Source organism: Roseateles sp., from assembly GCF_965229315.1.
In the GTDB taxonomy this organism is placed as follows: Bacteria; Pseudomonadota; Gammaproteobacteria; order Burkholderiales; family Burkholderiaceae_C; genus Pelomonas.
The window spans coordinates 3,584,948-3,603,149 of record NZ_CBDDJA010000002.1 but is presented as its reverse complement, the minus strand read 5'-3'; the positions used below and the strand labels follow the sequence as shown (position 1 = coordinate 3,603,149).

The following is an 18,202-nucleotide window of genomic DNA, read 5'->3' as shown; positions in this document are numbered from 1 at the left end:
CTGCGAAGTCAGCCGGGCGCGGCGGCCGAACGGGTCATGTCGCGCCGCAGGCGCCAGATCAGCACGCCGACGATCAGCGTCGTGGCGATCAGCACATTGCCCACCCAGGGGAAATGCGCCACGTGGCCGTCGGGGCCGATCCGCACGATGTGGCCGGCGATCAGCGCCGCCAGCCCGCCGGCCAGCTGCTGCAGCGCCGCGTTGATCGCGCTGAATGCGCCGCGCTGCTCGGGCGACGGGATGCCGGCCACCATGGCCTGCCACGGCACCATGCGCGAGAAGATGCCGGCGAACAGCACGACGTTGATGACGATGAGCTCGATCAGCGGCGACGGCCCCAGCCGCGTGTAGAAGGCCACCGTCGCGATGGTGATGGCGCTGCCCGTGTAGAAGACCGGCAGCGTGCCGAGCCGGTCGGTCAGCCGGCCCACCAGCGGTGCGACGACCAGCGTGCTGATGCCGGTGACGAGGTAGACGACGGGCAGGTGGGCCAGGTCGATGCCCACGTTGCCCACCGAGAAGGCGCTGGCGAACGGCATCAGCATGAAGCCGCCGGTCGTCAGCAGCGCGGTGATGAGGAAGGCCTGCAGGTGGCGGCCGTTCGAGACGGTGTGCAGCAGGTGCTTGAACGCGCTGCGGTCGTTGGGCAGCGCCAGGTGCGCGTCCACCGGCTGCATGCGCCACGCGATCAGCACGCCGCCTGCCGCGCCGAAGGCCGCCAGCGCGATGAACGGTCCGTGCCAGTCCCAGTGCGCCGCGACGTACAGGCCGAACGGCAGGCCCAGCACCTGGCTGGCCGCGAAGCCGCCCTGCAGCAGGCCCATCACGCGGCCGCGCAGCGCGGGCTCGAACAAGTCGCCGACGATGGCCATGACGATGGAGCCGATGACGCCGCCGAACAGCCCCGTGACGATGCGCGCCATCAGCAGCGACTCGAAGCTGGTCGCCAGGCCGCACCACAGCGTGCCGAGCAGGAAGCCGGTGTAGAAGAACAGCAGCAGTCGCTTGCGGTCGAAGCGGTCCGCGAAGCCGGCCGTCAGCAGCCCGGCGATGCCGGCGCTGAACGCGTAGGCCGACACGACGAGACCGAACTGCTGCGCGGACATGGACAGCGCCGGCATGATCAGCGCGCCCAGCGGCGACATGATCATGAAGTCCAGGATGACGGCGAACTGCAGCATCGTCAGCAGCCCGGTGGCGAAGCGCTGGTAGGGCGTGAAGGGGGTGGGCGCGGCGGCGGGTTGGCTGTCAGGCATGGTGTGCGGCAGTGTCGGCCAGCTTGGTGTCCGGGCTTGGCAGCATCGCATCGTTGCGACGCCGGTAGACGTCCCGGCGCGCCAGGCGGTGTCCTACGCGGCATCGCGCCGCGGCCTCACAGGGGCTTGGGTCGGCCGGCCGCACAGTGAGCCCATCTCGTTGGTGGAGAGGCGCCATGACCGTGATTGACACCCTGCGCAGGCCGGCAACGGTCCAGCGGCCGCCTTCCGACGTGCTGATCTGCGTGGTTGGCACGGCGGAGGTGCTGGACCGTTCCGAAGACGACCTGGCCGTGCTCGGCCATGTCCATCGCCTGGACTGGCGGCTGGACGACGAATTCGGCGAGCCGCCGCCCGCAGTGGACTGGGCGGACGGCCTCATCGTGCTGAATGCCGACGTGTGGGCCGCGCCCACCGGCTGTGCGCGCCTGCAGGCGCTGCTGAAGATGGCCTGGCGCTGCGGCCGCACCGTGGCGCTGTGCGGCGATGCGGTGCACTCGCTGCGCGCGCTGGGCTTGGCGTCCGGCGTACCGGTCCCGGCCCAGGGCCTGTTCCTGTGTCCTGAAGGCCCGTGCCGCGAGACGCTGAGCGAGTTCCTCGACGCCGTGCGCGACCAGCCGCACCGCAGCCGCTGAACCTGCCGACGGCGCATCAACCGAGGCTGACGGGCGCTGCCCCTCGGCCTCGTTTGCCATTTGTGCATGGGCGATCAGGGGCGTGAGCGGGTCGCGTTCAACGCCGCCTCGCGCGGTTGGCCGGTCGGGGCCAGGCTGCAGTCCACTGGCGGCAGGTTTTCGCCGGGGTCGACGAACGCCAGCAGCGCGGCCGCCGGGGTGGCCAGCGCGCCCAGCGCCAGCGCCGCGATCGCGCGGCCGCCCAGGCGCTTGCCCTCCAGGGCCACGCGCGGGTCCGCCAGCGTGCCCTGCACGCGCACCGGCGCCCGCAGCGTCAGCGGCGAGAAATCCTTGGGCCTGGCCACCGCGCGCAGGTCCAGCGTCTCGTCCTTCAGGCTGACCGTGCCGTCCAGGTCGATGCGGCTGTCGCGGTTGTCGATGATCGCCGAGCGCGGGCGCAGCACGCCCGAGGTGAAGCGTCCGTCCAGGGTCGCGCAGTTCAGTGGCAGGTTGTCGTCCCCCTTGATCAGCATGCCCAGGCCCTGCGCGATGTCCAGCCCCACGGCCTCCGTCAGCAAGTGGGACACGCTGCCGTCCTGCACGCGCACGCGCAGCGGCCCGGTGGCGCTGCCCAGCAGGGCAGCGGTGCTGCTGCCCTGGCCCTTGAGGTCCACCTCGGCCTGCAGCTTGCCGGTCAGCGGGCTCTTGGTCAGCGCCTTGACATCGAACTTCAGCCAGCGCTCCACGGCCAGGCCGCGGGCGTCCAGGCTGGTCTGGAACAGCGGCGGGTCGGTGCGCGTGTCCAGCTGCGCGGAGCCGGCGATCACGCCACCCGCGACGCCGGCGTTCAGGTGGTCCAGCGTCAGCACGCCCGACTCCAGCACCACGCTGACGTTGACGGGTGACAGCGGCTCCAGCTTGGTGGTGCCGAGGTCGAGCTGGCTGAGGGCGACGGCCACGCGCGCGTCCATCGCGTTCAGCGCGGGCAGGTCGAACTTGCGGTCGGGCAGCAGCCGGCCCGCGCGGCTCGGCGGTGTGTCGGTCCCCACGGCCGGGCCCAGGTCGGCCAGGCGCAGCGGCCCGCCGCGCAGCATGCCGCTCAGCATCGAGCGCGGGCCACGCCTGTCGAACGCGAAGTCGCCGCCCAGCTTGCTCTGGCCGATGCGCGCCTTCACGTCGCCCAACTGCCACACCCCGGCGGCATGCTGCAGCCGGCCTGCCAGGTCGAAGTCGGGCGTGCTGGGCAGGGTCACGCCGAAAGGCGAGCCCACCGCGGCCAGCGAGCTGCCCTTGACCGCCAGCATGCCGTCCAGCGCGCGGGCATCGAGCAGCGACGCCGCGGTGCCGTCGAACGACAGTCGCTGCGGCCCCTGCACGAGCGTCAGGCGCAGCTTCACCGGCGCGTTGCCGGCTTCGGGCGAAGACAGCAGCGCCAGGCCCGCGCTGGCCTCGGCGTCCAGCGACAGTTCCTGGCCGCGCAGGCGGCCCTTCATGCCGGCCGTCCAGCGGCCATCCGCTTCGGTGGCGAAGCGGGCGTCGGCGCGCAGTTGCAGGGGCACGTCGTCGACCCGCGCCGAGCCCGCGCGGATGACCAGGTGGTCGATCTGGGGCAAGGGTGTGGGCTCGGCCTTCGCGTCGGCGCCGCTCTGCTTGGGCTGGATGGGCCAGGGCGTGAGGCCGGCGGCGTCGCGCTCCCAGGTCAGGGTCAGCGTGTCGGCCTGCACCAGCCGCAGCCGCAGCGGTGCGCCCTGGCGCCAGGCCCAGAGGTCGCGCCAGGCCCATCGCAGGTCCAGCATGCCGGCGTCGGCGAGTGGCTCGCCTGCAGCGGACAGCACGCGCAACCGTGGCGACGCCAGCCGCGGGTTGAACAGCAAGTGCACGCGCGCACCCGGGTCCATCTCCAGGCCCAGGCCCGCGCGCTCGGCGAGCCGCGGCGCCAGGCCTGGCCAGCCGGCGATGTCGGCGGCGATGAGCGCGCCGACAAGCACCAGCACGGTGGTGCCGCCAATGACGGCTGTCTTCTTCTTCATGGCGCGATGCTGTCCGCCCACGCGTGCCGCCGGCGTGGGACGCCTGCGCCCACGCGTGTAGGACAGGTTCGCCCGGCGCAGGTGTCGGCCCGGTCCGACGCCGCATCGGCGCCCAGGCTGAACGCCACCGGCACGCCGGACGCCGACAGTGGGCTCACCGGCCGCGAGGCCAGCAAGGATCCCGAATGATCGGAAAGGAAGCCCCATGAAACAGCCGCACTCCACCCTCCGCTGGCCCGTGCTGACCGCACTGGTGCTGACCGCCGCGCTGGGCGCCTGCAGCCGCCATCAGGATGACGAACTGACGGCCGGCCAGCGCCTGGACGGTGCCATCGCCGACGCGAAGCAGACCGCCCGCGAGACCACCGCCGACGCCAAGCAGGCCGTCTCCGAGGCCGAGACCTCCGCCGCCCGCGCCTCCAGCGACATGGCCATCACGGCCAAGGTCAATGCCGCGCTGGCGGTGGACGACAAGCTGAAGGCCACGCAAATCAACGTCGACACCCGCGACGGGCAGGTCACGCTGACCGGCCAGGCGCCCGACGCCACCTCGCGTGAGCGCGCGACGACGCTGGCCTCCGCCGTCGATGGCGTGAAGCAGGTCAACAACCAGCTGGTGGTCGACCGCAACGGCTGACGCCAGGCTTCGCCAGCAAAAGAGGCGCCCTTCGCGGGCGCCTTTTGTTTCTGGGTGGATATCCCGACCGTGCGGTCGGCAAATCGTCGATACCATCGCAAGCCACCTCCTACCGTGCTGCCATGGATCTCACGATTGCCGCCATCCTGGGCCTCGACGGGCTGACCAACGGGGCCATCTACGCCCTGGTCGCGCTCGCGCTGGTGCTGGTCTTCTCCGTCACCCGCGTCATCTTCATCCCGCAGGGCGAGTTCGTCGCCTTCGGCGCGCTGACCCTCGCGGCGCTGCAACTGGCCAAGGTGCCGGGCACCGTGTGGCTGCTGCTGCTGCTGGCCGTGGCGGCAGCGGTGCTCGAACTGGTGCAGGGCCTGCGCGAGCGCTGGCCGGTGGCGCGGCTGGCGAAACGTCTGCTGGCCACGCTGGGCTTCCCGCTGGTCGCTGCGGGCGCCACGTACGCGCTGGCGCCGCACCACCCGCCGCTGCTGGTGCAGGTCGCGCTGACGCTGGCGGTCGTCACGGCGATGGGCCCGCTGCTGTACCGGCTGGCCTACCGCGCACTGTCCAGCGCGAGCGTGCTGACGCTGCTCATCGTCTCGGTCGGCGTGCACTTCGCGCTGACGGGCATCGGCCTGGTGTTCTTCGGCGCGGAGGGCTACCGCACGCCGGCGTTCTGGGACGCGCGCTTCGATGTCGGCCCGCTGAGCCTGACGGGGCAGACGCTGATCATCTTCGGCGCATCCATCGCGCTGCTCATCGGCATGTTCGTGTTCTTCGAGCGCACGCTGGCGGGCAAGGCGCTGCGTGCCACGTCGGTCAACCGCACCGGCGCACGGCTGATGGGCATCTCGGGCGACGCGGCCGGGTCCTTGAGCTTCACGCTGGCGGCCTTCATCGGCGCGCTGTCGGGGCTGCTGATCTCGCCGTCCACGACCATCTATTACGACACCGGCTTCCTGATCGGCCTGAAGGGCTTCGTCGCCGCGGTGTTCGGCGGCCTGGCCAGCTTCCCGATGGCGCTGGGCGGCGCCATCGGCATCGGCCTCATCGAGAGCTTCGGCTCGTTCTGGGCCAGCGCGTTCAAGGAAGTCATCGTGTTCACGGTGATCCTGCCCATCCTCCTCTGGCGGTCCTTCGTGGACCCGCACCACGAGGAGCATTGACATGAACCGCCAGCATCTGTCGATCGCCGCTGCGGTCGTCCTGTTCGTCCTGCCCTTCGCGCCGGTGCCGGATTTCTGGATCACGCAGCTCAACTACATCGGCCTGTTCTCGCTCGTGGTGCTGGGCCTGGTGCTGCTGACCGGCGTTGGCGGGCTCACGTCCTTCGGGCAGGCGGCGTTCGCCGGCGTGGGCGCGTATGCCACCGGCTATGTGTCGGTGGCCATGGGCCTGTCCCCGTGGCTGGGCCTGGTCGTGGGCCTGGCCATCACGCTGGTGCTGGCGCTGCTCATCGGCCTGCTGACGCTGCGCATGTCCGGCCACTACCTGCCGCTGGCCACGATCTGCTGGTGCCTGGCGCTGTACTACCTCGTCGGCAACCTGGACGCCTTGGGCAAGTACGACGGCCTGCTGGGCCTGCCGCCGATCACGCTGGGCGATTTCAGTTTCCAGAGCGAGCGCCGCATCTACCTGCTGATCTGGGGGGGCGCGCTGCTGGCCGCTGTGGGCATCACGCGGCTGCTGGATTCGCGGCCCGGCCGCATCATGCGCGCGCTCAACACCAACCGCGGCGGCGGCACGACCATGCCGGAGGCAATGGGCGCATCGACCTTCCGCTACAAGCTGGTGATGTTCGTCGTCGCCGCGCTGCTGGCGTCCGTGTCGGGCTGGCTGTACGCCCACATGCAGCGCAGCGTGAACCCCTCGCCGTTCGGCATCAAGTTCGGCATCGAGTACCTGTTCATGGCCGTGCTGGGCGGCATAGCCACCGTGGGCGGCGCCTTCACCGGCGCGGCGCTGGTGAAGCTGGCGGAGGACCAGCTCAAGGTCTGGCTGCCGATGATCTTCGGCGGCTCGGGCAACTACGAAATCATCGTCTTCGGCATCGTGCTGGTGCTGGTGCTGCGCTTTGCGCCGGACGGGCTTTGGCCGCTGGTCTCACGTGCCGTGTCGCGCTGGCTGCCGGCGCGCGGCGTGCGCCAGGTCGACGAGCGCGCGCCGTCCCTGGGCGCGCGCGCCCACCCCGCGCGGGGCGCGCCGTTGCTGGACGTGCGCAAGATCAGGAAGCAGTTCGGCGGCCTGGTCGCCGTCAACGACATCAGCTTCTCCATCCGCGCCGGCGACATCGTGGGCCTCATCGGCCCCAACGGCGCGGGCAAGAGCACGACCTTCAACCTCGTCTCCGGCGTGCTGCCGCTGACCCGCGGCGAGGTCGAGTTGCTCGGCCAGCGCGTGGACGGCCGTGGCAGCCGCGAGATCGCGCGCGCCGGCCTGTCGCGCACCTTCCAGCACGTGAAGCTGGTGCCCGACATGACGGTGCTGGAGAACGTCGCGCTGGGCTGCTACGTGCGCACGAAGAGCGGCACCGTCGCGGCCATGCTGGGCCTGGACCGCGCCGAGGAGCGCCAGGCGCGCGCCGAGGCCATGCGCCAGCTGCGCCGCATCGGCCTGGGCGAGCAGGCGCACGAACTGGCCGGCAACCTGGCCCTGGGGCCGCAGCGCCTGGTGGAGATCGCCCGCGCGCTGGCCAGCGATCCGTCGCTGCTGCTGCTGGACGAGCCCGCCGCCGGCCTGCGCCACAAGGAAAAGGAAGCGCTCGCCGAGGTGCTGAAGCAGTTGAAGGGCGAGGGCCTGTCGCTGCTGCTCGTCGAGCACGACATGGACTTCGTCATGAAGCTGACCGACCGCATCGTCGTCATGGAATTCGGCCGCTACCTGATGGACGGCACGCCCGCCGAAGTGCAGGCCAGCCCGGCCGTGCGCGCGGCCTACCTGGGAGCGGATGAATGAGCGCGCTTCTCGAAGTTGCCGACCTGCATGCCGGCTATGGCCGTGCCGAGGTGCTGCACGGCCTGAGCTTCTCGGCCGCCGAGAAGAGCGTCGTCACGGTCATCGGCCCCAATGGCGCCGGCAAGTCCACGCTGCTGGGCGCGCTGATGGGGCTGATCCCGTCACGCAGCGGCACGCTGCGCTTCGCGGGTGAAGACATCGCCCGGCTCACGCTGGAAGAGCGCGTGCTGGCCGGCCTGGCCCTGGTGCCCGAGAAGCGCGAGCTGTTCGGCACGATGACGGTGGAGGACAACCTGCTGCTGGGCGGCTGGCGGCCGCGCAAGCTGGGCGACCGGCGCTGGCGCGACGGGCTGGAGAGCGTCTATGCGCGCTTCCCGCGGTTGAAGGAGCGCCGCGCGCAGGCGGCGGGCACGCTGTCCGGCGGCGAGCGCCAGATGCTGGCGCTGGGCCGCGCGCTGATGGGCCAACCCAAGCTCTTGATGCTGGACGAACCCAGCCTGGGCCTGGCGCCGCTGATCGTGCGCGAGATCTTCGCCATCGTCGACGACCTGCGCGCCAGTGGCGTGGGCATCCTGCTCGTGGAGCAGAACGCGCGTGCGGCACTGCGTGTGGCCGACCACGGGTATGTGCTGGAGACGGGGGAGTTCGGGCTCAGCGGCCCCGCCACGGCACTGGGCTCCGACCCCCGCGTCATCGAGACTTACCTGGGTGCGAGCCACCAGCAGTGACGGTGGCCGCCCAAGCCCGCACCTGGACGCCGCGCGGGGCCGCCATCCGGTCGCGCGGCCATCTGCCCCGACCGGCTGCGGCGCCTACTGCATGAACCAGCCATGGCTCACGACCAGCGACTGGCCGGTGAGCGCGTTGGAGTTGAAGCCGGCAAACAGCAGCGCCACTTCCGCCACGTCCTGCACGGTCGTGAATTCGCCGTCCACAGTGTCCTTGAGCATGACCTTCTTGATCACGTCGTCCTCACTGATGCCCAGGGCCTGGGCCTGCTCGGGAATCTGCTTTTCCACCAGCGGCGTGCGGACGAAACCGGGGCAGATCACGTTGGCGCGGATGCCGTGCTTGCCACCTTCCTTCGACACGGTCTTGCACAGCCCGATGAGCCCGTGCTTGGCCGTCACGTAGGCGGACTTCAACACAGAAGCCTCCTTCGAGTGCACCGAACCCATGTAGATGATGCTGCCGCCCCGGCCCGACTTCTGCATCAGCGGCATGCAGGCCTTGGTGGTCAGGAACGCGCCGTCGAGGTGGATCGCCAGCATCTTCTTCCAGTCGGCGAACGGGAACTCTTCGATCGGATGCACGATCTGGATGCCGGCATTGCTGACCAGCACGTCCACGCCGCCCCAGGCAGCGACGACCTCGGCGACCGCCGCGTTGACCTGCTCTTCATTGGTCACGTCCATCGCCACGGCCATCGCGCTGCCGCCGGCGGCCTTGATCTCGTCGGCGGCGGCTTGCGCGGCATCCTTGTTCAGGTCCGCGATCACCACCTTGCCGCCTTCGCGGGCAAAGGTGTTGGCGATTTCCTTGCCGATGCCGCTCGCCGCGCCGGTGACGATGCAAACCTTGTTGTCGAGTTTCATGGGGTCCGTGCTTTCAAAAGGGGGTTGGGGGAAGTCTCAAGCGAGATAGTCGTGGATGACCGTGCCCATGCCGAGCGTCATGTCGCTCAGGATGTGGGTGCCGGAGATCACCTCCAGCACGGGCAATTGCGCAACGGGCGCCAGGGCGTGGTGCGCCAGCTCCAGCGCGGCCGGGCCGGTCCATGCGCCTTTGATCGTCACGTCTTCGAGGTAGTAGCGCACCAGCTCGCAGATGCGCGCGCTGCCGTCCACGTGGGGAATGATCTTCAACAGGTAGTTCGGGGTCAGCATGCCGGCGCGGACGGCGGCGGCATCGAGCGTGCGGTGCTTGTAGCCCATCGTGGCCGTGGCCACGCGCACCGAACCGTAGTTCAGGGTGCCGATCAGCGTGTCGGTCTCGGCGGTCAGCGTCGGTGCGGCCAGCTTCTTCGGGAAGCCCCACAGCTCGCGCCCGCCGGCAATCGGCGCTTCGTCGTTGAGGTACATCGAATGCACGTAGCCGCCGGCGACGCCTTCGAACGTCACCGGGATGACCTGGCCGGATTCCGTGTAGTCGCCGAAACCCGTCGAGTCGGGCATGCGGATGAATTCGTACTTGACGATGGGCTCGGTGATCTGCAGCGGCTCCGGCACCACGGCACGCAGCGCGTCCAGGTCGGTGCGGTAGGTCACGATCAGGAACTCGCGGTTCACGAACCGGTACGGCCCGGGCGGGAATGCCGGGCTGGTGAGCGGCATGGCGAAGGCCTTGCGTTTGACGTCAGCGATGTTCATGCGGGCTTGCCATTGTTGGGTGAACGTCGGCCACTGAAGGGCTGTCGGCGGAGAGATCGAAAACGCGCACCCCGTAGGCCGAGCGCGCATGGCCCGTCCAGCGCGGGTCGTGCAGGGTGTGGGCCATGTCGGCCTTGCCGCTGTCCCAGTGTTCCTGCATCGAAAGCCGCGAGAACTCGTAGTCCTTCGCCTGCGTCTCGTAGTGCTTGCTGCGGTAGATGAGGTGCACCACATCGACGCCGGCCTCGCTGCGCAGGCGCGACAGGGCCAGGGCGTCCGGGTCGTCGCGCAGCGCGGGCGGCAGCTTGGCGAGCAGGCGCTGGGCGGCCTGCGCGATCACCTGGCGATCCAGCTCGTTGGTGGTGTTCAGGCGCGTGCGGCTGGAGAAGCGGATGTCCTTCTCGCGCTCCGTCACCTCGGCCAGCGTGGCGGGCAAGCTGCCGGTGGCCGGGAAGAGGTCGACCTGGAACACGGTGCGGTAGTGCTTGCCCGGCTGGTCGAGCACGTACTGCAGCGGCGTGTTCGATACCAGCCCGCCGTCCCAGTAATGCTCCCCGTCGATCTCCACCGGCGCAAAGCCTGGCGGCAGAGCGCCACTGGCCATCACATGGCGCACGTCCAGGGGCTGTTTGGCGGAGTCGAAATACTCGAAGTTGCCGGTGCGCACATTCACCGCACCGACCGACAGCCGCACCTTGCCCGAGTTGATGAGATCGAAGTCCACCAGCCGCTCGAGCGTGGCGCGCAACGGTGCGGTGTCGTAGTAGCTGATGGCCTCGGGCGTGCCGCGCGGCTGCAGCGGGGCCGGCGGGAAGCGCGGTGCGAAGAAGCCCGGCACGCCGAACAGCATGGCGCGGGCGGCGCTGGCCTCGTTGAGCGACTCGCGCGCCGGCAGCTTGTTCAGCAGCGACGCCCAGCTGCCGGGCACCGATGCCTGCGGCGACGAGCTGACCAACTCCCAGAATTCACGCAGCCGCTCCACGCGCCGGTTCGCCGGGTTGCCCACGATCAGCGCGGCGTTGATGGCGCCGATGGAGATGCCGGCCAGCCAGGTCGGTTCCCGGTACACGGTGGACAGGGCCTGGAAAACGCCGGCCTGGTAGGCGCCCAGGGCGCCTCCGCCTTGCAGCACCAGGATGCACTCTTCACCCGTGTGGTGCGGTGGCTGGGACTTGGGATCGCGTGGGCTCGTCATGGAAAACCAGCATACGCGGCCCGTGTGTAGGACCCGAGTAAACAATCATTGCCGGCGTCGGGTCGGCGACGTCGTGTCGGCCGGGTTCACCGAGGGGCCGACCCCCAGGCCAGCAGCAGGTTGTTGGCCGGCAGGCTCAGCCGCTCCCGAAGCTGCAAGCCTGCCGCCGCAGCTTGCGCCGCGACATCGGCCAGGCGGCGCAAGCCCCAGGCGGCGTCGCGCCTGCGCAGATCGGCGTCGAAGGCGAGGTTGCTGGGCGCTGTCGCAACGTCGTCTTCGAGGTAGGGCCCGTAGGTCAGCAACAGCCCGCGCGGCGCCAGATGTCGCGCCGCTCCCTGCATCAGCCCCGCCGTGCACGCCCAGGGCGCGATGTGGATCATGTTGGCGCAGTAGATCGCGTCGACCTGGTCCGGGGCGCTGGACCAGGCGGCGTCCAGCACATCCAGCAGCAGCGGCGGCCGCAGGTTCGGGAGACCGTTGCACCAGGCGGCGATGGAGGGCAGTGCGGCGGCCTCGGCGTCGCTGGGCTGCCAGGCCCAGCCCGGCAGGCCGGCGCCGAAGAACGCCGCATGCTGGCCGGTGCCGCTGGCGATCTCGAGCATCACGCCGGTGGGCGGCAGCAGGCGCTGCAGCGCCGCGAGGATGGGTGGGCCGTTGCGTTCGGCGGCGGGGCTGTGGCGGCGGTCGGGCGCGAAGGTCATGCGGCGGATTCTCCGCGCCGCTGCGTTCACAGGCGCTGTTCGCGCAGATAGCCATCCGCCTTCAGCAGCGCTGGATCGGCGTCGGCCGAGTGCGTGCCGGGGCCGTTCTCCATGCCGCCCAGCAGCCACGCGCCGTTGCCGCGCAGCGCCAGCGCACGCAACTGGTTGTGGCGCAGGCCCGCCGTGGGCGTGAGGCGCTGCTGCAGCTGGCCGTCGGCGGCCAGTTGCGCCAGCAGCGGCCTGGCGCCTTCAGAGACGCTGGCGCCGCTGGGGTTCTGCGTGTAGCCGGTGCTGCCGGCCACCAGCAGGCCGGCGTCGGCGCGCTGCGCGATGTCGAGGATCACGTCGCCGGCGTCGAAGTCCAGTACGCGGTACGCCGCCAGCGTCGTGGCGCCTGCGGGCACCAGCGCCAGGAAGGCGTCCCAGCCGTCGGCCGTCCCGGCGCTGCGCACGCGGCCGGCCACGGCGACCTGGCCGCCCACCCAGCGCAGTGCGTGCAGCTCGCCGCGGTACCGGGTGTCGATGGCGGTCGTGCCGACGCGTTGGCCGGTGGCGCTGAACTGGCTCAGCAGCACGCCGTTGAACAGCTGCGGGTCGAGGGTCTCGCCGAAGTACTGCGTGTGGCCCTCGGCGCCGTCGGTGAAATCCAGGCTCACCGCCAGCGCGATGCGGCCCTGCGGGTCGGCGTCCAGCACGACGCGCCACTGATGGTCCAGGCTCTTGAACGGATCGAAGCTGCCGCTGGTCATGAAGCGCGCGCCGATGTAGACACCCGGCTCCACGATGCGGCGCCATTGGCCGGTGAAGCCGGTGCCGGCCGCGTAGCCCAGGCGGTGCAGCACCACCGCATGGCGGCCCGAGCGGAAGGCCAGCGCGACGTCCTCGCCCAGCGGCGTGAGGCGCGCGGCGTCGCGGGTGATGTGGGGCAGCAGCGACTGCGGATCGCGGGCGTCGCGCGGGTTGCCGACGAAGGGGTCGCTGGCGGCCAGCGGGTCGAGGAAGTCCTGCTCGCGCAACACCTGGCCCGCGGCGGACACGCGCAGCAGGCGCAGCTCGCGGTCGCTGCCCAGCAGCAGGCTGAGCTGGCCCGACGGATGCAATGCGAAGTCCAGCAGCGACCAGCCCGCCGGCGGCACGAAGTCCGCGCCGCCGCTGCCGCCGTCGGGTGGCGAAAGCAGCAAGCGCCGGTCGGGCCGCGTGGGAATCTCGGGCGAGCGCGAGGTCTCGGCCAGCGCCGCCCAGGCCGTGCCCTGGCTGCGCACCTTGACCACCGCCTGGCCGGGCGTGGCCAGTTGCAGCGGTGCGGCGTCGCCGCCGCCGGTCCCGCCGCCCCCGCCACCGCAGGCGGTCAACAGCCACATCAGCACGGCGGCCACGCCGTGCCGTCCTGTCATGTTTGTCCTCATCTTTTTCCGCTCTCCGACCGCCCGTTGACTGGCGGCCCGGCAGGCTAGGACGGGCGATGGTGCATGCCGAAAGTCAGCGGCCCACGACCTAGGGGGAAGGACGTGGGCCGCTGGCAGGGGCGGGCGGTCAGGCGGCCAGCCGGCCGGCCTGGTAGTCGCGCACCGCCTGGATCAGTTCGGACTCGTGGTTCATCACGAAGGGACCGTACTGCACGATAGGCTCGTTCAGCGGCCGGCCCGCGATCAGCAGCGCGCGCGTCGGCTGCTCGCCGGCCTGCAGGCGCACGCCGTCGCTGCCCGGCGTGTTGGCGAAGATCGCCATGCGGCCGGCCGGCACGGTGCAGCCGCTATCGAACTTCAGCGCGCCGTCGTACACATAGGCGAACACGTTGTGCCCGGCCGGCAGCAACTGCTCGAAGCGGGCGCCCGGCGCGAGCTGCAGGTCGAGGTACAGAGGCTCGGTGTAGTCGCGCTGCACTGCGCCGGCCACGCCGTGGCTCTCGCCGGCGATGACGCGCACGCTCGCGCCGTCCAGTTCGAACGTCGGCACCTCGGCGTCCGTGATGTCGCGGTACCACGGGTCGCACAGCTTGTCCTTGGCTGGCAGGTTCAGCCACAGCTGGAAGCCCGCCATGCGGCCCTCGCTCTGCTCCGGCGTCTCGCTGTGGATGACGCCGCGGCCGGCGGTCATCCATTGCACGCCGCCGTCGCTGATCAAGCCCTCGTTGCCGGCGGAGTCGCGGTGGCGCATGCGGCCGTTGAGCATGTAGGTGATGGTCTCGAAGCCGCGGTGCGGGTGGTCGGGGAAGCCGGCGACGTAGTCGTCGGGGTTGTCCGTGCCGAAGGCGTCGAGCATCAGGAAGGGGTCGAGCCGGCGCTGCAGGTTGTTCGTCAGCACGCGGTTCAACTTGACGCCCGCACCGTCGCTGGTCGGCTGGCCGGCGACGAGGCGTTCGACCTCGCGCGGGTGGTTCAACAGGGATGTGGCGACGGCGTTCATGGGGTGTCCTCAGGCGGTCAGAAGTTCAGAGATTTGCGCGCGGGCGTTGGCCAGGCCTTGTTCGGCCGCGAAGGCCATGCCCTCGGCGTAGACGAACTCGACATCGGTCATGCCCAGGAAGGCCAGCACGGTGCGCAGGTAGGGTGTCATCTGGTCGCTGGGCTGGCCGCGGTGGATGCCGCCGCGGCTGGTGACGACGAACACCTTCTTGCCGGTCACCAGGCCGACCGGGCCGGTCTCGCCGTACTTGAAGGTGACGCCTGCGCGGGCCACCGCGTCGATCCAGTTCTTGAACTGGGCGGTGACGTTGAAGTTGTACATGGGCACGCCGATGACGACCGTGTCGGCGGCCTGCAGCTCGGCGATCAGCGCGTCGTCCAGCGCGACGCGGGCGGCCTGCTCGGGGCTGCGCTGGTCGGCCGGCGTGAAGAGGGCGCCCAGCGCGGCTTCGTCCAGCACAGGCTGGGGCGTCACGGCCAGGTCGCGCACCGTGACGGTGGCGTCAGCCGAGGCGGCGCGCAGGCCGGCGGTCAGTTCGTTGGCCAGGCGGGTGGAGACCGAGCCTTGGTCGTCTTGCAGGCGGCGGGCGCTGGCGTTGATTTGCAGGATGTTCATCAGGGGCTCCGTGGGGGAGGGGTGGCGATGGATGAACTCTAGGATTGCTGAATCGGCACCGGAAGCCGCCAATCTGCATAAGATTGTTCCGTTGATGGATCAATGAGGGCTGGGAATGGAATCGGACGCCGACGATCTGCTGCTGTTCGCCCGCGTGATGGAGGCCGGCAGCTTCAGCCGCGCGGCCGAGCGGGTGCACTGGCCCAAGAGCACGGTGTCACGGCGCATCGCGGCGCTGGAGACGCGGCTGGGCGAGAAGCTGCTGCTGCGCAGCACGCGCAAGCTGGCGCTGACGGACTTTGGTGCCGGCGTGCTGGAGCATGCGCGGGCCGTGGCCGCGGAGGTGGACGGTGCGCTCGCGCTGGCCCTGCACCGCCAGCGCAAGCCCAGCGGCCGGCTGCGCGTGAGCATGCCGGCGGATTTCGCGCAGAACATCGCCGTGCGGGTGCTCACCGAGTTCGCCATCCAGTACCCCGAGGTGCAGCTGGAGCTGGACCTGACGCCGCGGCGCGTGGACCTCATCGGCGAGGGGTTCGACCTGGCCATCCGCATGGGCGAGCTGGCCGAGGACAGCCAGCTCGCCGCGCGCCGCCTGGCGACGACGCACTGGGGCCTGTATGCGTCGCCCGACTACCTGGCCCGCATGGGCGAGCCGCTGCTGCCGCAGGCGCTGGACCAGATGCACGGGCTGATGCTGCTGAGCCGCACCGGCGAGCCCGTGCCGTGGCAACTGATGCGCGACGGCGCCGAGCCGGTCGTCGTGAAGCCTGTGCAGCGCACGCTGGCCAATGCGCCCAGCCTGCTGGCGCAGATGGCGGAGGCGGGCGTGGGCATCGCGGGCATCGACCGGCTGCTCGTCACCGACGCCCTGGTGGCGGGCCGGCTGCAGCGCGTGCTGCCGGACTGGCGCCTGCCCGGCTCGACGGCCTGGGCCGTGTTCCCGGAGCGGCGGCTGATGCCGCTGCGCACGCGCGTGTTCCTGGAGGCGATGTCAGCCCTGCTGCAGGGCTGCCCGACGCCGGCGGCCTAGGGCAACGACGACCAGGCCGACAGCGAACAGCGCGGCCATGCCCGGCTCTGGCACGGCCGTGGCGAACACGGCGGCGGCGAGCTGCTGGTGGGCCAGCGTCGTCGGGTGGATGCCGTCCCAGAACAGCGAGGTGTTCACGTCGCAGTGGTTGACGGCTGCGGCGCAGGCGTTCGTCCAGTTGCTGAAGCCCGAGGCCGCGCCGGCGTTCACGACGCCGGTCATGAAGCTGAACATGTCGAAGCTCATCACGCCGCTGCCGCTGAGCGCGACGTCGAGTGCGTGGTCCATGGCGAAGCTCAGCGACGTGGCCAGCGGGGCGATGCCCATCGCGTTGGCCAGCGGCGTGAGGCCGAAATTGGGCGTGTTCAGCACCAGCACGTGCTGCGCGCCCGCCAGCTTGAGGCTGGCGACCATGCCGGCCATGTTGCCGGCGTAGGCGGTGATCGTGGCAGCTGCGGTGGCTTCGGCGTTGGCGCCGGCCGCGATGGCTTCCAGCGCCGCGCGCACGTCGTTGCCGCCGCCGGCCACCACGTACAGCGCGTTCGGGTCGGCGATGTTGCCGGTCGCTCCCAGGTAGGTGCCGACCTGCGTCTGCAGGCTGTACGGGAAGCCCGGCAGGCCTGGCACGTCGCTGCCGTTCAGGCCGGTCTGAGCGCCGCCGAAGGCGTAGTTGCTGCCGCCCGCCACCGAGGGCGCCAGCGGCACGCCGAGGGACTGCGCCAGGTATTGCGTCCAGACCATGCCGTTGGAGTAAGTGCCGGCGGCGGACGGGATCTGGCTGTAGAAGCCGTCGCCCGTCACGACGACGGGTGGCAGCGCGCCGCCGAAGGCAGCGGTGAGCAGGATCGCGTTGTTGCCGCTGTCGGACAGGCTGTCACCGAAGACCACGAGACCGGAGAACGGCCCCGCGGCCGACGCCGACAGCGCAGCGGCGCAAAGACTCAGGCCCGCGAATGCGCGGGTGAGCAGACGGATGGACATGACGACTCCCTGTTTGGTGCCACGGCACATCGCTGCGGCGGCGGCAGCATCAGGGGGCGGCCCGGAAGCGTCAAGCCCCCGCGCCTGAGCGGGGCTCAGTCATCGCTGTTGTTGAAAGCGATCTCCACGGCCACCTCGCGCGCCCGTGAAACCGGGGCGAAACGCCATTGCTTGACGGCATCGACGGCTGCGGTGCCCAGGCGCGCATGGCTGGCCTTGACGGCCTGCGCCTGGCTGACCGTGCCGTCCGGTGCGACGGTGAACTGGATTTGCGCGAAGCCCTTCTTCAGGTTCTGCTGCAGCAACTGCCGCGGGAAGGTCGGGTCGACCTTGGCGAGCAGCTTGAGCGGCTCTTCAACGGCTTCGGCCGCTTCGGCGGGCTGCGGCGCAGGTTCGGCGGCCTGCGCCGCGGTGGCCATCGGCGCGGCGGGGGCAGGCGTCGGCGCGGCAGACGCGAGCACGACGGGATCGGGCTGGGGTTCGGGGGGCGGCGCCGTGGCGATGGCGGACGACGGCGCGGTGGTCGGCGCTTGAGCCTGTGGCTGGACCTGGGCTGTCGGTTGAGCGGCGTTGTTCGGCGCAGGCGGCGGTTTGGGCGCGGCGGCCGTGGGGGCGGTTGCGGGCTTGCGCACGGCCGGTGCCGGCGCAGGCGCCTGGCGGCTGGCGCCCTTGTCGGCGTTCAGCTTGATCCAGTGGAAGACCGCATCGGCAGCCTTCTGCGCGCGCTCCAGCCCGTTGTCGGACTTGGCGGGCTCTTGCTGCGCGCCGGCCGGCCCGGCCAGGCCCAGCAGGGCGCCGGCAACGGCAGTCAGCGTGAGTGCCAGCGGGGGGCGCGGGCCAGGGGTCATGACAGCTCCACAAAAACAGGTCTGCCGGCCACAGCGCGGCCTGGATGGGGTCGGCGGACTCTAGTCAGCCTTGTGGAAGGCACCAGTGGGTTTGTCCCGTAGATGACGCCGTCAGGTCGGGCAGGCGGGAAAGCGTCACACTTGGCCGGCCAGCAGCGCGCGGCAGCGCTTCTCGTGCTGCTGGATCTCGGCGAGCGTGACCTCGATGTCGCGGCGCTGCTGTTCGAGCTGCTCCCGATGCTGGGCCAGGATGACCAGGAAGGCCTGCAGCTGCGGTGCGGCGCTGGCCTGGCTGTCGTACATGTCCACGAGCTGCTTGATCTCCTGCAGCGCCAGCCCCAGGCGTTTGCCGCGCAGCGTCAGCTTCAGCCGCGTGCGGTCGCGCGGCGTGTAGACCCGGTTGCGGCCCTTGCGGCCGGGCTCCAGCAGGCCCATGTCCTCGTAGAAGCGGATCGCGCGCGGCGTGATGTCGAACTCGGCGGCCAGCTCCGTGATGGTGAAGGTGGTTTCGGTCGCAGTGGAGACAGGGCGGCGAGGGGGCATGGCTACACTCGATTGACGTAAACGTCAG

Annotated in this window: 18 protein-coding genes; 6 read left to right on the top strand and 12 right to left on the bottom strand. The window is 70.7% G+C overall.

Going from position 1 to position 18,202, the window contains the following annotated elements; translation table 11 throughout:
• Nucleotides 1-8: 8 nt before the first annotated feature.
• Entirely contained in the window at nucleotides 9-1,256 is a 1,248-nt protein-coding gene (locus ACO07H_RS21435; RefSeq protein ID WP_422017939.1) for an MFS transporter, read from the bottom strand.
• 176 nt (nucleotides 1,257-1,432) lie between these two features.
• On the opposite strand from ACO07H_RS21435, the gene ACO07H_RS21430 reads away from it, so the two are divergent.
• Nucleotides 1,433-1,891, top strand: coding sequence for a hypothetical protein (locus tag ACO07H_RS21430; protein ID WP_422017937.1), 459 nt, complete (start codon nucleotides 1,433-1,435; stop codon nucleotides 1,889-1,891).
• 74 nt (nucleotides 1,892-1,965) lie between these two features.
• On the opposite strand, the gene ACO07H_RS21425 is transcribed toward ACO07H_RS21430, so the two are convergent.
• The gene (locus tag ACO07H_RS21425) at nucleotides 1,966-3,900 is read right to left on the bottom strand and encodes an AsmA family protein (RefSeq protein ID WP_422017935.1); all 1,935 of its coding nucleotides are present in this window, start codon (nucleotides 3,898-3,900) and stop codon (nucleotides 1,966-1,968) included.
• Nucleotides 3,901-4,105: 205 nt separating this feature from the next.
• On the opposite strand from ACO07H_RS21425, the gene ACO07H_RS21420 reads away from it, so the two are divergent.
• From ACO07H_RS21420 to ACO07H_RS21405, 4 genes are all read left to right on the top strand, one after another.
• On the top strand, nucleotides 4,106-4,537 hold the full coding sequence (locus tag ACO07H_RS21420; RefSeq protein WP_422017933.1) for a BON domain-containing protein: 432 nt from the start codon (nucleotides 4,106-4,108) through the stop codon (nucleotides 4,535-4,537).
• 122 nt (nucleotides 4,538-4,659) lie between these two features.
• Complete coding sequence (locus ACO07H_RS21415; protein ID WP_422017931.1) at nucleotides 4,660-5,697, top strand: branched-chain amino acid ABC transporter permease; 1,038 nt, start codon at nucleotides 4,660-4,662, stop codon at nucleotides 5,695-5,697.
• A 1-nt stretch (nucleotide 5,698) separates the two neighbouring features.
• Complete coding sequence (locus tag ACO07H_RS21410; RefSeq protein ID WP_422017929.1) at nucleotides 5,699-7,486, top strand: ABC transporter permease subunit; 1,788 nt, start codon at nucleotides 5,699-5,701, stop codon at nucleotides 7,484-7,486.
• Nucleotides 7,483-8,214 (top strand): ABC transporter ATP-binding protein, encoded by a 732-nt coding sequence (locus ACO07H_RS21405; RefSeq protein ID WP_422017927.1) that lies wholly within the window; start codon nucleotides 7,483-7,485, stop codon nucleotides 8,212-8,214. Before ACO07H_RS21410 ends, ACO07H_RS21405 begins: the two co-directional genes overlap by 4 nt.
• Nucleotides 8,215-8,298: 84 nt before the next feature.
• On the opposite strand, the gene ACO07H_RS21400 is transcribed toward ACO07H_RS21405, so the two are convergent.
• The 7 genes from ACO07H_RS21400 to ACO07H_RS21370 all read right to left on the bottom strand — a co-directional run bounded on the left by ACO07H_RS21400 (nucleotide 8,299) and on the right by ACO07H_RS21370 (nucleotide 14,775).
• Entirely contained in the window at nucleotides 8,299-9,081 is a 783-nt protein-coding gene (locus ACO07H_RS21400; RefSeq protein WP_422017925.1) for a 3-hydroxybutyrate dehydrogenase, read from the bottom strand.
• A 36-nt stretch (nucleotides 9,082-9,117) separates the two neighbouring features.
• Nucleotides 9,118-9,855 (bottom strand): acetoacetate decarboxylase, encoded by a 738-nt coding sequence (locus tag ACO07H_RS21395; protein WP_422017923.1) that lies wholly within the window; start codon nucleotides 9,853-9,855, stop codon nucleotides 9,118-9,120.
• The gene (locus tag ACO07H_RS21390) at nucleotides 9,842-11,050 is read right to left on the bottom strand and encodes a DUF3734 domain-containing protein (protein WP_422017921.1); all 1,209 of its coding nucleotides are present in this window, start codon (nucleotides 11,048-11,050) and stop codon (nucleotides 9,842-9,844) included. The genes ACO07H_RS21395 and ACO07H_RS21390 overlap by 14 nt, the downstream gene beginning before the upstream one ends.
• A gap of 86 nt (nucleotides 11,051-11,136) precedes the next feature.
• Nucleotides 11,137-11,751, bottom strand: coding sequence for a DUF938 domain-containing protein (locus ACO07H_RS21385; protein WP_422017919.1), 615 nt, complete (start codon nucleotides 11,749-11,751; stop codon nucleotides 11,137-11,139).
• A gap of 26 nt (nucleotides 11,752-11,777) precedes the next feature.
• Nucleotides 11,778-13,145, bottom strand: coding sequence for a hypothetical protein (locus ACO07H_RS21380; RefSeq protein ID WP_422017917.1), 1,368 nt, complete (start codon nucleotides 13,143-13,145; stop codon nucleotides 11,778-11,780).
• 139 nt (nucleotides 13,146-13,284) lie between these two features.
• On the bottom strand, nucleotides 13,285-14,157 hold the full coding sequence (locus ACO07H_RS21375) for a pirin family protein (RefSeq protein WP_422017915.1): 873 nt from the start codon (nucleotides 14,155-14,157) through the stop codon (nucleotides 13,285-13,287).
• Between the two features lie 9 nt (nucleotides 14,158-14,166).
• Nucleotides 14,167-14,775: an FMN-dependent NADH-azoreductase gene (locus ACO07H_RS21370; protein ID WP_422018671.1), complete on the bottom strand. Its 609-nt coding sequence runs from the start codon at nucleotides 14,773-14,775 to the stop codon at nucleotides 14,167-14,169.
• A 112-nt stretch (nucleotides 14,776-14,887) separates the two neighbouring features.
• Here ACO07H_RS21370 and ACO07H_RS21365 point away from each other — a divergent pair, with 112 nt between their 5' ends.
• Nucleotides 14,888-15,802, top strand: a complete 915-nt coding sequence (locus ACO07H_RS21365) for a LysR family transcriptional regulator (RefSeq protein WP_422017913.1) — start codon at nucleotides 14,888-14,890, stop codon at nucleotides 15,800-15,802.
• Here the strand turns inward: ACO07H_RS21365 and ACO07H_RS21360 are convergent.
• The 3 genes from ACO07H_RS21360 to ACO07H_RS21350 form a co-directional block, all read right to left on the bottom strand.
• Entirely contained in the window at nucleotides 15,764-16,783 is a 1,020-nt protein-coding gene (locus tag ACO07H_RS21360) for an SGNH/GDSL hydrolase family protein (protein WP_422017911.1), read from the bottom strand. The genes ACO07H_RS21365 and ACO07H_RS21360 overlap by 39 nt on opposite strands.
• Before the next feature lie 95 nt (nucleotides 16,784-16,878).
• Nucleotides 16,879-17,631 (bottom strand): TonB family protein, encoded by a 753-nt coding sequence (locus ACO07H_RS21355; protein WP_422017909.1) that lies wholly within the window; start codon nucleotides 17,629-17,631, stop codon nucleotides 16,879-16,881.
• A 135-nt stretch (nucleotides 17,632-17,766) separates the two neighbouring features.
• Nucleotides 17,767-18,174: a MerR family transcriptional regulator gene (locus ACO07H_RS21350; protein WP_422017907.1), complete on the bottom strand. Its 408-nt coding sequence runs from the start codon at nucleotides 18,172-18,174 to the stop codon at nucleotides 17,767-17,769.
• Nucleotides 18,175-18,202 lie beyond the last annotated feature (28 nt).